We start from the raw sequence: 12,926 nt of genomic DNA, 5'->3' as shown, positions 1-12,926 counted from the left end.
TTTGCGATTCTAGCGGATATCCGTCGCCACTTTCCGCAGCGCAACATTCAGGTACAAGACAAGTACCCAAAAAGAGCAACGCCGGCAACGCTCGACGTCAGCGCTTCGACACGTCGGACTTTCCTGCCCCCAGAACGATCTCAGCGCCAAACAGGGGAGCATATGCTATTCCAATCGCCACGACTCCATCAAGCAATCCTGCGCCGACGCACAAGGCTATCGGCAGCAGCCAGAAGATGTTGATGGCTCCAACGCCCAGGGTCACGGGTAGATGCCCCCCCCATCGCCGGCTCGCGCGCTGGTAGGCATGGCTGCGATGCGCCTCATACACACGCTCGCCGCGAGCCATGCGCCGCAACAGCGTCCAGGTCGCGTCGACGACGAACACGCCAAGCAGGACCAGCCAACTCCAGAACAGGGCCGGAGACACCCAAGCCGCCTGCAGCGAGAAGATGCCGAGCACGATGCCCAAGAAACCGCTGCCGGCGTCGCCCATGAAGATCTTCGCGGGCGGGAAGTTCCAGCAGAGGAACCCTACGACGGCGGCGGCCAGCAGCAAGGGCTCGGCCATCAAATCTGCGCGTCCGACAAACCAGTACAGGACAGCCCCTCCCGCGCAGACCGAGATCGCCTCGACACTGGCGATCCCATCTATACCATCCATGAAGTTGTACAGATTCAACAACCAGATGAGATAGAGCGCCGCGAGCGCAGCACCGAGCCACCCTAAATCCAAAACGGAGCCGAACCAGTCGAGGCGCGGCGGCCCGCCAAGCGACATGAGCACCCAGACAGCCGCCACGAAATGCGCAGCAAGGCGCCAGCGTGCCGCAAGGTGGCGATGGTCGTCGATAAACCCAACCGCAGCGACCAGCGCGCCGGCTCCAAGAATCGCCCACGCCCCCCCAGACTCCGCCCGCCCCCCTGCCATCAGCACCGACACCGCGCACAAGAAACTCAGCACGATGGCGACCCCGCCGCCGCGCGGCGTGGGCACCGAGTGGGAACTGCGGGCATTGGGGACGTCCATGAGGCTGCGCGCGAGCGCGTAATGCCGCAAGCCCCAGGTCATTAACCCCGCAGACACGGCGACGAGGGCGACCAGCCACCCAAGACCCGTCACGTCAGCAACCCGGCTGCCGCTCGCCGCAACCCCTCATCGACGGATATCGGGGGCCTCCAGTCAAGCAGTTGCCGTGTCGTGGAGATATCCACCTGAAGACTTCCGCACAGCTTCTGAAAGAGCGCGTTCCGGCCAGCCAACTTCGCACCCACATGCAGTGCCCACACCGGAACGGGCAGCAAGCGCGCAGGCACGCCCATCGCCGCAGCCAGTCGGCGCAGCAACTCGCTCGTCGCGAGATCGATTCCGTCGGACACGAGAAATGTCCGGTTTGCCGCAGCGGGATGATCCAGACAGGTCACAATCAGATCCACAAGATTGTCCAGCGCTACCATCGAGCGGCGATTGTGCTCGACCGCGCCCAGCGGCAACGGCACGCCCCTCCGCAGCCAGCGCATCATGCTCAGAAAATTTGCCTTCACGCCCGGCCCGTAAACCAGCGGCGGACGGATGATGACGACTTCCATGCCGGTCTCCGTGGCAAGGACCCTCAACCCTGACTCCGCCTCGGCCTTGGACATGCCATAAGGGTCCAGCGGCGCCGGCTCGTCATCGGCGGTAAAGGGCCGCCCCGGTGCCGTCTCCTCGCCATTGACCTTGATCGAGCTGATGAACACGAAGCGCCACACACCGGCGGCGGCTGCCTGCCGGGCGAGGTTCAGGGTTCCCTCGACGTTCGCGGCACGATATGCATTCAGCGGGTCGGACGCCGAATCGCGCATCACGTGGACGCGCGCTGCGGTGTGCACGACGACACCACAGTCCTGCAGCAACTGCGACCAGTCAGCAACGCCCTCGAGGGCAGGGCCACGTACGCAGTCGCTGCCAGGCACCTCATGGCGCGCCACGCCCAGCACTGGCACCTGCGCGTGACGCAATCGCGCAAGCACTGCGGAGCCGACGAAACCGCTGCCGCCGGTCACCAGCGTGCGAACCGTCATGTATTTCTCCGTGCTTCAAGCACCCGCGTGCTCAGGCGGATACCACCGTGCGATGTAGACAACGTGTATGCGGACAGAATCAACCGTTTCCCACCTCACGGAACAACGCAGCGTATTCGCGCCCCAGCGCCTCCCCCGAAAACAGTCGCTCGTAGCGCGCCCGCGCAGCCACGCCCAGGCGGGTGGTGAGCACGTCGTCGGCGAGAAGATGGTTCATGGCATCCGCCAGCGCAGCCGGCTTGTCCGGTTCAACCACACAACCCGTTTCCCCATCGGCATTTACGAAAGATGTCCCGGTACCAATCTCGCACGAGATCATCGGCTTGCCAAGCATGGCAGCCTCGACCAGGACCATGCCGAAGGCCTCGGAGCGCAGGTGCGAAGGCAAGACCAGGGCACGGCAACACCTTATCAAGGCCGTCTTCTCCTCGTCCGACACTTGCCCGGCGAAGATCACGTTCCTAGCCCCGACGCTCGCGACAAGGCTGTGCAGCGAGCGCCCCTCGGGCCCTGACCCGGCGATGACTATTTTTGCGCCGACGCTCCCCGCTGCCTGCACCAGATTGTGCAGCCCCTTGTAATAGCGCAGCACGCCGACAAAGAGAAAGAACGACTCCCCTTCAGCAAGCTGCAACCTGCCGAGAATCGCCTCGTCGCCGCACTGCGCGCAGGATCGCTCGTCGATCCCTAGCGGGACCACCCGGACACGATCACGGATCGCAGGATTGGACAGCACCGGACTGGTCTGTGCGTACGCGGGCGCATTCGCCACAATGGCCCGCATGTCATGCAGGGTCTTCCACATCAAGGGCGAATAGAGCTTGCCTATCCACTGCTGACGCACGATGTCGGAAATGTAGGTCAATACTGCCGGCTTTCCCGGCGGCGCGGCGCGGTGAAGCAAATCCCCGAATGGCCACGGGAAAAGGTAATGAATGACATCAGCCTCGGCGGCGAGTCGCCGAAACCGCCCGAACGCAGCCACGCCGCCCAGATCACACGATGCCGGCGCCGCCCACGAGCGCTGCCGCACGACCCGAGCCTCGGGCCGAATAAGCTCCGCAGGATCCGGAGTGGGAGAAAGGGTGAAAATCGTATTCTCAATGCCAAATGGCTGCACCGACAGACAAATCTGTCGGATTGCCTCCTGAAGCCCGCCGGGTGGATCCGGGAAATAGGTGCGATAGACGTGCAAGACCTTCACTGATCGATCCGCGCAACAGTCAGAGTTCGACGGCCGCACGATATGCGGCAACCGTTTCCTGAGCACATCTCTTCCAACTGAATTGCTGCGCCCTATCCAGCCCCTTCCGAATCGCCTCGCCACGCCATGCATCATCCTCCAGCCCGCGCGCGATCAGACGACCCAAGGCATCCACGTCCTCGGCCGGACACATGGCCGCGGCGTCGCCCACCACCTCAGGAAGCGAGGAAGAGTCAGAGCACACGACAGGCACGCCCGACGCCATCGCCTCCAGCACCGGCAGGCCAAAGCCTTCGTACAGGGATGGGAACGCGAACAGACGCGCGCCAGCATACAGCAGCGGCAGATGCTCGGCCGGCACGAACCCGAGATAACGCGCCCAGCCGGCCCGTTCCGCTTCCGTGATACGCGAGTGAATTCCTTCGCTGCGCCACCCCTTGTACCCGGAAAGCACAAGTGGCCACCTCCGGCGCACACACTCGGGGAGCGATCCATACGCATCAAGCAAGGCGTCGAGATTCTTCCTCGGCTCGATCGTGCCTGCGTAAAGACTATATCCGCCGGCCACCAAACCGTATGTCCCCAAGGTATGCGACAGTTCCTCCTCGTTGCGCGGCCGGAAGTCCGGCGAGCACGCGAGCGACACGGCGCGAATACGTTCGATCGACCAGCCGAAATAGGCGGCGAGCTCGCGACGCGTGAACTCCGAATCGGTAATCAGTACGGCAGCGCGCTTCAGGGACTGTCCGATTTCCGCCTGCATGTATCGCACCCTCTCGGGGGGGTGACAGTGGGCCCATGTGAACGGCGACAGGTCGTGCATCGTCACAACCCCTCGGCCGCGAAACGGTGGCAGGTAGAAATTCGGGCCATGAAACACATGGCCCTCCAGTCCTCGCAGGGCACGTGCCTTGAGCCTGGGGGCGAGAAACCGATAGAGCTCGACGATCACTCGGCTCTTCAAGGCACTCCTGCGAACCCCCTCTCCCGCGTGAGACGGGACGCCAACCGGCGACGGTGACGGCAACGCATCCGCAAACCGCCTACCGAAAAAAAAACGGAGATCCGTGACCTCCGGCAGCTGTTGAAGATGACTCGCCAGCTCGTAGGTGTAGCGACCGATTCCGGTCAGCGGATACCGGATCGCGTCGATGGAAAGAATCACCTTCAATCGGCAACCCCTTGAAGCATCCACTGCAGCGTCTCTTCAAGCGGAGGGCTATCCCAGTCGCCGATCAGCCTACGCAACTTTGCTGGATCACCACACAGGCTTCGCACCTCATTCGCACGGACAAACGCCGAATTCACTTCCGCGCGCATCGCGTGCCCGGTAATCGCCTCCGCCATCGCCAAGGCCTCGCGTAGCGAATGCGTGCGCCCCGAGCACACGTTGACCGTATCACCCACGGGACGGACTTCGAGCAGGCGACGGTAGGCGCGAGCCACCGCACGCACATCCGAAAAATCGCGCCAGACATCCAGGTTACCCAACTCGATGGTCTCCGTCCGCCGGCGGAAATGCGCGACGATCTTCGGCAACAGAAAGGATTCGGCCTGCCCCACGCCCGTGTAGTTGAACGGGCGCGCGATCACGATCGGCAATCGGTCCATCCACAAACGCGCCATCCACTCCATCGCAAGCTTGCTGACCGCATAGTCGTTGGCCGGATTCGGCAGCATCGACTCGTTCAGGACCCCTTCGGTCGCGTTGCCGTAGACGTTCGCGCTGCTCGCCAGCAGCACACATTCAGGCCGCTGCTCAGCGGCAGCCAGCGCGGCCAACAAGTTGCGCGTGCCGATCAGATTGACGCGATAGAAGGCGTCGGCATCGCCATGCCCGACAAAGGCAATCGCCGCGAGGTGCACCACCGCATCCGGCCGCACCTCGGCGATCACCTCTCGCAGGCCGGCGACGTCCGCCAGGTCGACGTGCCGATACAGGGCATCTCCGGCTTCGTCGTCGTGCGCGCCCGTGCCCCACACTTCCCAGCCGTGTGCCTCCAATTCCGCAGCCACGTACCGGCCGGTAAAGCCCTTGACGCCGGTAATCAGCGCTCGCTTCATCGCATGCACGGTCAAAACGAGAATCCGCGCTCATTGCGGCGGATGTCCCCCTCGACCATCATCTGGCACAACTGCTCAAGCGTCGTCGTGGGCTCCCAACCCAGCTCGCGTTTGGCCTTCTCAGGATTGCCGATCAGCAGATCCACTTCAGCAGGACGATAGAACTTCGGATTCACTCGCACGAGCGTGCGGCCCGAAACGCGGTCAACGCCGATTTCCTTGTCCTCCTTGCCCTCCCACCGCAAGTCGTAACCGGCCGCTTTGCCGGCCATCGTCACGAAATCGCGCACCGTGACGGTGCGATTCGTCGCCAGCACATAGGTGTCGGGCGTGTCGGCCTGCAACATGCGCCACATCCCTTCGACGTATTCCTTGGCGAATCCCCAGTCGCGTTTCGCATCGAGGTTGCCAAGCTCCAGCACATCAAGCTTGCCGAGCTTCATCTTGGCGATGCTGTCCGACACCTTGCGGGTCAGGAACTCACGCCCGCGCAGCGGCGACTCGTGGTTGAACAGGATGCCGCTAGCGCCGAAAATTCCGTAACTCTCACGGTAATTTATTGTCATCCAGTGAGCGTAGAGCTTGGCTACGCCGTATGGGCTACGCGGATAGAAAGGCGTCGACTCGGCCTGCGGAATCGCCTGCACCTTGCCGAACATCTCGGACGTGCTGGCCTGATAGAAGCGAATCTTTGGGTTCACGATGCGAATCGCTTCCAGCAGATTCACAGGACCGATGCCGGTGATCTCAGCCGTCGTGATCGGCTGTTCGAACGAGACACCGACAAAGCTCTGCGCTGCTAGGTTATATACCTCGGTTGCTTCCGACATTTGCAGCAAGCGGATACTTGATGACAAATCAGTCAGGTCGTACTCAACAAGGTGCAGGTTCGGGTGCCGCTCGATCCCCAACTCCTCGATCCGCCAGAAGTTCACCGAACTAGTGCGACGATATGTACCGTAAACGGCGTAACCCTTCTCAAGCAGCAACTGCGCCAAGTAGGCACCATCCTGCCCTGTAATACCAGTGACAACTGCCTTCTTCATTTCCTGACCTTTCCTCAATTCATCAAAGCGAAAGTCATGCCTACAACCCCTCGCCAACACCCCTAACACTCGCCCCTAAAACCAGCGAGCACTCTCAGACCTCAGTTTCCATCCATCATAAAATCCAGCCAAGCCATTCATGGCGTAACGACTGCAATTGCACCGCGATTTTCGATCACAACCCTCTATTGGCGCACGACCACTCACGCCCCACCGCATTTTCTTTCAGTTATCGCCAAACAGATCCCGACTGTAGACCTTTTCTTCAACCCCCCTTAGGTCATCCGTGAGTCGGTTTGCCACGATTACGTCAGCTTCATTCCTGAATGCATCCAAGTCATTTACGACTCGCGACTTAAAGAATTCGCTACCTTCCAGGACTGGTTCATATACGATGACCTCAACTCCCTTCGCCTTGATGCGTTTCATGATGCCCTGAATACTGGAAGCCCGGAAATTATCCGAACCAGCCTTCATGATCAACCGATACACACCGACAACCTTCGGATTACGCTTAAGAATGCTGTCCGCGATGAAGTCTTTTCGCGTCGTGTTTGCCTCTACGATGGCGTGAATAAGATTCTGCGGAACATCACGATAGTTCGCAAGTAGCTGCTTAGTATCTTTAGGCAGGCAGTACCCCCCGTAACCGAAAGAAGGGTTGTTGTACCCTTTCCCAATACGCGGATCGAGCTCGGCTCCTTCTATAATCTGCCTCGTATCCAGGCCGTGACTCGCCGCGTAAGTGTCCAGCTCATTGAAAAACGCCACCCGCATGGCCAAGTACGTGTTGGCGAACAACTTTATCGCCTCGGCTTCTGTCGGATCGGTAAACAGCGTGGGAATATCCTTCTTCAGCGCCCCCCGCTTCAACAGCTCGGCGAACACATGTGCCCGCTGCGAACGCTCCCCGACGACGATGCGAGACGGGTAAAGGTTGTCATGCAGTGCGCGCCCTTCACGCAAGAATTCCGGCGAGAAAATCAGGTTTTCGCAGCCGAACTTTGCCTTCATCTTGACGGTAAACCCGACTGGCACGGTAGACTTGATAACCATAACCGCACTGGGAGTGATCGTCATCACATCTCGAATGACAGACTCTACGGACTCAGTGTTGAAGTAATTGGTTTCTGGATCGTAGTCCGTAGGAGTTGCAATAATGACGTACTTGGCCCCCAAGTAAGCATCACGCTTATCAAGCGAAGCGCGCAAATCCAGAGAACGTCTCTGAAGATATTCTTCGATTTCCGAATCGACGATAGGAGACTGTCTGCGATTGAGCATTTCAACTCTCTCGGACGCAATATCTAGGGCGACCACCTCGTTGCTCTGCGCGAGCAAAACAGCATTTGAAAGCCCGACATAGCCCGTACCCGCAATAGCGATCTTCATTATCTATCTACATGCCATTAAAAATAATTCGAAGTAACATTTACTCGCTTCGCCACCAACCCGATCATGGCACGTTCCGAATAGCCGCTCGGCGCCACACGAGCAGCGATCAAACAAGGGACCCATACACTGACCGGAAGTCACCACATCAACACATACGACGGCCCATATCCCTTTGTCATCAAAACTCCGCCAGCACAAGCGGCTATCATCGGCTCACGATAACAATCGTACGAAATCGTTGCCACCTGCACACCACGATACAAAATTATTTCACGGCACATACTTGACAGAACCAGACGAACATCGCCCTCACTCGAAGGATACCGCCCTCAGCCCCACGGCAATACGCCTTTGATCCGAATTAACGCCGAGACTCTGTGGCGACGCCGCCTGCGGAAGATGCAACCGTAGCGAAAGCAATTTTTTTCCATCAAAGACATTTGGATTTGACAGCTGGACCGTAACAGTGCTCAGTTCGACCAACTCCACCCGGTCCACTTCTACATCGTCAACGTAAATTTTTACGCCTTGGGACGTAAGACTTCCCGCAACAAATGGTTGCAGCTCCAAGGAGAGCCTCTCAACTGCAGAAGAGGGGACAAATCTAATTTCCGCTACGTTGCCTTCAGACCAGACACCCCACTCTTCAAGTTCTGACCATCCGCGCCCTAGCACGCCCCCGGAATTTCCGGCTTTAATTTCCACGCGTTGTCCGGCGTTAACGATGGCCATCGGCAACACCTTCACCTGCTTTCCTGGCCAATATTGAAATCTCTCAAAATGGCATTGCCTGTGAACGTCGGTTCTCTTGAACGCCCAACTATCATACTTCGCCCTGACAATCCGCATCGCTTGGCATGCATCGCTCCCCCACATCGACTGATCGAGAAGTAGATCGCGCTCCTTAGAATAGGATCTGATCACATAGCTCCCTGAGACGAGAAATAGGGGAACACACAAAAGCGTCACAAACCAGTTGTTCCACCCCCTCTTTAAAAGGGCCTCCCTCCCCACCATCGACGCCAAATCATCCTTAGGGTGACGAGACCCCGTGAAAATCACAATAATGAGACCCGCAATCGCCGCCGGAATAATTAGTCTATTACCCCACCCCTCCCACCCGAATGGAGTCCACCACCGAGAGAAAGCCCCGAGCTGAAGAAGCAATATCCCAGCTGCTAACCACAAGGCGCCTCGTGAGAAACAGTAACCGACTGAACGACCTATTATGAACAACACACAAACCGATAACGACCACGCCACCAAGACTCCGCCGCTCGGTGAAAAAATGGATGCCAAAAAATAAACGCTGCTAAGCCTGAGATCTGGGGACGCCTCCGCAGCTTCAACCATATAGGGCACAGGCAGATACGATGCATATCTGAGATAATTGTAGGCAACCGCAACTATGATCGCGATCAACGCCCCGAAAGCAAATGCTATGACTAACTTCCTTTCAGCGACAAAAGTCTTCACGAACCCCATGCCGGACGCCTTCGCACGCCACGCGTAGACACTGCAAATGGCTGCACACATCACCAAGATGTTTGTATCTTTGTACCAAGGACCGACCAAGGAGCAAAGAAATAAGGCAGGAACAAATAAGGTCGACTTCTGCCGATAGACGACGGACAAAACAATCAAAACGACAAACAACCCAAGTATTACGCCGGACTGCACTTCAAGCCCGCCTGAATACAAATAAAACGGCGGCACCACTGATGAAAGGATCGCCGCCGTATAGAGAAGAGTTCCCGCCTTGGCAAGCCGAATATCCAGAATTCTGAAAGCAAGAGCTACGGGCAGCAAGAGAAAAGCAACATTGAGACTAAACAGCAGCACCTTGCTAGCGGAACCGCCACCTAGCAGCGAAACAATGAAGGAAACTGCGAGATATGCAACAGGAAATTTACTGAGCGCGCCGCACTCATTGTTCTCTCGTAGCTTACATACGAATTTTGACCAATCCCCTCCCCACGCTGGGAAGTCTACAGCCGAAAACATGGGAGGCCACACCATTATGCCAAGAGCGAGGCACCCAATAAGAAGCATAAGCGTTACGACAGCGAGTTGAGCCATCGTGACGGACTTTATAGACGCACTCATTTGCACAGATATTGAGGTTGTTCGATTGAGGTGCGAAACGGATCTGTGAGATCATCCGAATACCCACCCATGAGAAGACGTTCCCTTGGCAAGAAATTTCGCCTAAACATCCGACTAAAGGATGCAAGCTTGTCGCCCTTCGCTGTCAACTTCACGCATCCATCCCTTATAACAACCGTCCCCGACTCTTGTTGCTCGGTCAGCCTGACGTCAACTAACCGGTGCTCCCGAACGTATTCCTTTGTGAATACATATTCGAAAGCATCCTGCCTAATTCCCCCACCGCGCTGCTGAAGCTTTTCGAGAATGTAAAACGACAAAGACCTGTCAATAACCGTCGGAACAGAAATTGCGAAACCATAGCCGGCAAGCAGCCAGATCACGACGAGCTGGGTTCTCTCAAACTTGTTTAACGAGGAAAAATAGGGGGTCGCGAACAACACCACACCGGAGATCGATGCTGCCAAAACGCCGTCCGCAATAGCTGAATAAAAAACAACGTCAACCTTGAGGTAGGCAATATGCAGCCAATAGATCAGAACCAGCAAGACCACGAATAGCACAGTGGCCGCCGTCGCACGGCTTATTTTCATACGTTGAACACCATTCTTCTATTACCGACATAGCTCAGTGCGACCTGGATTAGCGTGGCTATCAGAAAACCCGCGCGGTGGTCATACCGCATCCAGTCCGTCCAGACCAGCAATATCACCCCGTGCAGGACAGCTATCGCGCCATACAGACCGCTGAACTTCATCGCTTGCAGCAAGAGCGAACCATCAGCCTTCTGAAAGACGAAATAACGGCTACCGAGAAAGGAAGCTGTTATACCGAAGAGTGCGGCGACTAGATTAGCCAGCCCGGCGGATGAGAACTCGAGTACGCGCAAATTAATCGTCAGGACGCCATAGTGCACCGCTGTTGCGACGACGCCGTTGATCGCATATCGCATCAACTCGCTCTGGTGGTATTTCACGCGCTTCTTGCCAGAAGAGAGACTTTCGTTTCAATCACGTAGTCCACGAACTCGTGGTACGCAATTGCCGTTGTCACCGTTCCGCCCCGCACTACGCCTGTCAGCATCAACGTCATCAGCGCAAGCGCACCGGTCTGAAGGAACATCAAGACCAGTATCCCCAGTGCCACCGAGAACCATCCTGGCGTGGAGAAGCCGAGCAGTTTCAGGATGACCGCGGCGACGGCACCGAGAACGGAGAGCGTCGCAATAATCGCACACGCGATGCCCACGCGCACAAGAACGTCCTCGGCAAAGACCATCAGCCCCTTGAACCCATGCAAGGCCAGCCCGACAAAATTCATCTTTGATTGGCCCGCATACCGGGGCCCGCGATTCAGCGGGCGCGTTTCTGTGCGGAGTTTTGAGGCCAGTACCGCTCCTGCAACGTGTATCGACAACTCCTGCATGGCCACGAGCCGCTTCACCGCATGAGCCTTGAGCGCCATGAAGTTGCCGAAGCTGATCGCCCTGCCGGTCATCAGCCCGAAAAAGCTCTTGTAGGCCGCATAAAATGCCTTGAACCGAAAGGTTTCGACGCGGCTCTTGCGTTGCGCAACGACGACGTCGACATCGTCGGCAACCAATCGCTCCAGAAGCTCAGGAATCGTACCCGGCAGATCCTCACCATCGGAGTCCATGACGACCACCCGCTGATGTGGCTGTATGCGCTCCGAGACGTACCCCAGCCCAATCGCGATCGCCCGCTGGTGGCCCACGTTACGCCGAAGCTTGAGAATCACCCCTTCGATGCACGCGCCTTCGAGGCTGGAGACGTCTAGCGGCTGCTTCACCGAGCCGTCGTCCACCGCAACGACAAATACGTCATCGTTGAATTGGGCCGACAGTTCTTTGAACAATCGGCTACTCGCCTCGACGTCCTCGTAAACCGGCGTGACGATGATCACCTGATGCTGACCGAAACTCATAGCGCGAGGAAGTTCCGAAAGTAACCGACTGTCTTTTCAAGCCCCGCTTCGAGCCTCACGCGGGGTTCCCACCCAAGTGTTTCTCTTGCGAGCGTAATGTTCGGCTGCCGCTGTTTAGGATCGTCTTGCGGCAATGGTTTGAAGACGAGCTTTGACTTTCCGCCGACCATCTTCAAGACGGTCTCCGCAAGCTCTCTAATCGTGAACTCAACTGGATTGCCCATGTTGATCGGACCGGTCACGTCCTTCGGGCTTCCCATCATGCGGACAAAGCCTTCGATCAAGTCATCAACATAGCAGAAGCTTCTGGTTTGCAACCCATCGCCGTAAATGGTGATATCGTCGCCACGCAACGCCTGAACGATGAAGTTACTCACAACACGGCCATCGTTCGGATGCATCCGTGGTCCATAGGTGTTAAATATTCGGACAACTTTAATTTCCAGTCCGTGTTGCCTGTAGTAATCGAAAAACAGCGTCTCTGCGCAGCGCTTTCCCTCATCGTAGCAGGACCGAATACCAACCGGATTGACATGCCCCCAATAACTTTCCTGCTGCGGATGAACCTCTGGATCGCCGTAAACCTCACTGGTTGAGGCCTGCAAAATCTTCGCCTTTGTACGTTTAGCCAGGCCCAGCATGTTGATCGCGCCATGAACGCTAGTTTTTGTGGTCTGAACTGGATCCCACTGGTAATGGATTGGCGATGCCGGACATGCCAGATTGTAGATTTCGTCGACTTCTACATAGAGGGGGAAGGTTACATCGTGGCGTATCAGCTCATAATGCGGATTACTCATTAAATGAGCAACATTATCCTTCGTCCCGCTGTAAAAATTGTCCACGCAAAGAACGTCGCACCCGTCTTCTAGCAATCTCTCACACAGATGCGACCCCAAGAAGCCCGCACCACCAGTGACCATCACCCTTTTTCTATTAGCAACTCGCATGTTTAACAACCTTTCTTTAGAGTTCAATTTGTCTTTCTTACAAGCCCTACAGGCCACGTTACTTTCTAACGAGTGAGTGTGGCGCGGAGTACCGTCGCCATCACCTCGCAACAAGCCCAGACTTCTCGCCCATCCAGTGGAATTCCGTCGTTC

The 12,926-nt window shown here is 57.2% G+C and carries 12 protein-coding genes; all 12 read right to left on the bottom strand.

Annotated features, from left to right (window positions below):
- Nucleotides 1-97 precede the first annotated feature (97 nt).
- The 12 genes from F464_RS0101680 to F464_RS0101625 all read right to left on the bottom strand — a co-directional run bounded on the left by F464_RS0101680 (nt 98) and on the right by F464_RS0101625 (nt 12,800).
- Nucleotides 98-1,072, bottom strand: a complete 975-nt coding sequence (locus tag F464_RS0101680) for an MraY family glycosyltransferase (protein WP_051092234.1) — start codon at nt 1,070-1,072, stop codon at nt 98-100.
- A gap of 47 nt (nt 1,073-1,119) precedes the next feature.
- Entirely contained in the window at nt 1,120-2,064 is a 945-nt protein-coding gene (locus F464_RS27735) for a UDP-glucose 4-epimerase family protein (RefSeq protein WP_040394211.1), read from the bottom strand.
- 79 nt (nt 2,065-2,143) lie between these two features.
- Nucleotides 2,144-3,268 carry a glycosyltransferase gene (locus F464_RS0101670; protein WP_018988032.1) on the bottom strand — a complete coding sequence of 375 codons (1,125 nt, stop codon included), beginning with the start codon at nt 3,266-3,268 and terminating at the stop codon, nt 2,144-2,146.
- Between the two features lie 19 nt (nt 3,269-3,287).
- On the bottom strand, nt 3,288-4,433 hold the full coding sequence (locus tag F464_RS0101665) for a glycosyltransferase family 4 protein (protein WP_232428819.1): 1,146 nt from the start codon (nt 4,431-4,433) through the stop codon (nt 3,288-3,290).
- A 2-nt stretch (nt 4,434-4,435) separates the two neighbouring features.
- Nucleotides 4,436-5,332: a GDP-mannose 4,6-dehydratase gene (locus F464_RS0101660; protein WP_040394303.1), complete on the bottom strand. Its 897-nt coding sequence runs from the start codon at nt 5,330-5,332 to the stop codon at nt 4,436-4,438.
- An 11-nt stretch (nt 5,333-5,343) separates the two neighbouring features.
- Nucleotides 5,344-6,378 carry a GDP-mannose 4,6-dehydratase gene (gene gmd, locus F464_RS0101655; protein ID WP_018988029.1) on the bottom strand — a complete coding sequence of 345 codons (1,035 nt, stop codon included), beginning with the start codon at nt 6,376-6,378 and terminating at the stop codon, nt 5,344-5,346.
- A gap of 225 nt (nt 6,379-6,603) precedes the next feature.
- Nucleotides 6,604-7,770 (bottom strand): nucleotide sugar dehydrogenase, encoded by a 1,167-nt coding sequence (locus F464_RS0101650; protein ID WP_018988028.1) that lies wholly within the window; start codon nt 7,768-7,770, stop codon nt 6,604-6,606.
- Between the two features lie 312 nt (nt 7,771-8,082).
- Nucleotides 8,083-9,777 carry a hypothetical protein gene (locus F464_RS0101645; RefSeq protein ID WP_157353505.1) on the bottom strand — a complete coding sequence of 565 codons (1,695 nt, stop codon included), beginning with the start codon at nt 9,775-9,777 and terminating at the stop codon, nt 8,083-8,085.
- Nucleotides 9,778-9,875: 98 nt separating this feature from the next.
- On the bottom strand, nt 9,876-10,472 hold the full coding sequence (locus F464_RS0101640) for a hypothetical protein (RefSeq protein WP_018988026.1): 597 nt from the start codon (nt 10,470-10,472) through the stop codon (nt 9,876-9,878).
- A complete protein-coding gene (locus tag F464_RS0101635; RefSeq protein ID WP_018988025.1) occupies nt 10,469-10,855 on the bottom strand; it encodes a GtrA family protein in 387 nt (128 codons plus the stop codon). The genes F464_RS0101640 and F464_RS0101635 overlap by 4 nt, the downstream gene beginning before the upstream one ends.
- Nucleotides 10,852-11,823 carry a glycosyltransferase gene (locus tag F464_RS0101630; RefSeq protein WP_018988024.1) on the bottom strand — a complete coding sequence of 324 codons (972 nt, stop codon included), beginning with the start codon at nt 11,821-11,823 and terminating at the stop codon, nt 10,852-10,854. Before F464_RS0101630 ends, F464_RS0101635 begins: the two co-directional genes overlap by 4 nt.
- Entirely contained in the window at nt 11,820-12,800 is a 981-nt protein-coding gene (locus F464_RS0101625) for a UDP-glucuronic acid decarboxylase family protein (RefSeq protein ID WP_232428810.1), read from the bottom strand. Before F464_RS0101625 ends, F464_RS0101630 begins: the two co-directional genes overlap by 4 nt.
- Nucleotides 12,801-12,926: the final 126 nt, after the last annotated feature.

This window comes from Aromatoleum toluclasticum ATCC 700605, from assembly GCF_000378245.1.
In the GTDB taxonomy this organism is placed as follows: domain Bacteria; phylum Pseudomonadota; class Gammaproteobacteria; order Burkholderiales; family Rhodocyclaceae; genus Aromatoleum; species Aromatoleum toluclasticum.
The sequence above is the reverse complement of the archived record's forward strand: the minus strand, read 5'-3'. Positions and strand labels throughout refer to the sequence as shown.

Bases quoted from the DNA above. Each gene is read 5' to 3' on its own strand.
- F464_RS0101650 (WP_018988028.1), bottom strand. From the start codon at position 7,770: ATGAAGATCGCTATTGCGGGTACGGGCTATGTCGGGCTTTCAAATGCT.
- F464_RS0101680 (WP_051092234.1), bottom strand. From the start codon at position 1,072: ATGACCTGGGGCTTGCGGCATTACGCGCTCGCGCGCAGCCTCATGGAC.
- F464_RS0101640 (WP_018988026.1), bottom strand. From the start codon at position 10,472: ATGAAAATAAGCCGTGCGACGGCGGCCACTGTGCTATTCGTGGTCTTG.
- F464_RS0101645 (WP_157353505.1), bottom strand. From the start codon at position 9,777: ATGTTTTCGGCTGTAGACTTCCCAGCGTGGGGAGGGGATTGGTCAAAA.
- gmd (WP_018988029.1), bottom strand. From the start codon at position 6,378: ATGAAGAAGGCAGTTGTCACTGGTATTACAGGGCAGGATGGTGCCTAC.
- F464_RS27735 (WP_040394211.1), bottom strand. From the start codon at position 2,064: ATGACGGTTCGCACGCTGGTGACCGGCGGCAGCGGTTTCGTCGGCTCC.
- F464_RS0101630 (WP_018988024.1), bottom strand. From the start codon at position 11,823: ATGAGTTTCGGTCAGCATCAGGTGATCATCGTCACGCCGGTTTACGAG.
- F464_RS0101660 (WP_040394303.1), bottom strand. From the start codon at position 5,332: ATGAAGCGAGCGCTGATTACCGGCGTCAAGGGCTTTACCGGCCGGTAC.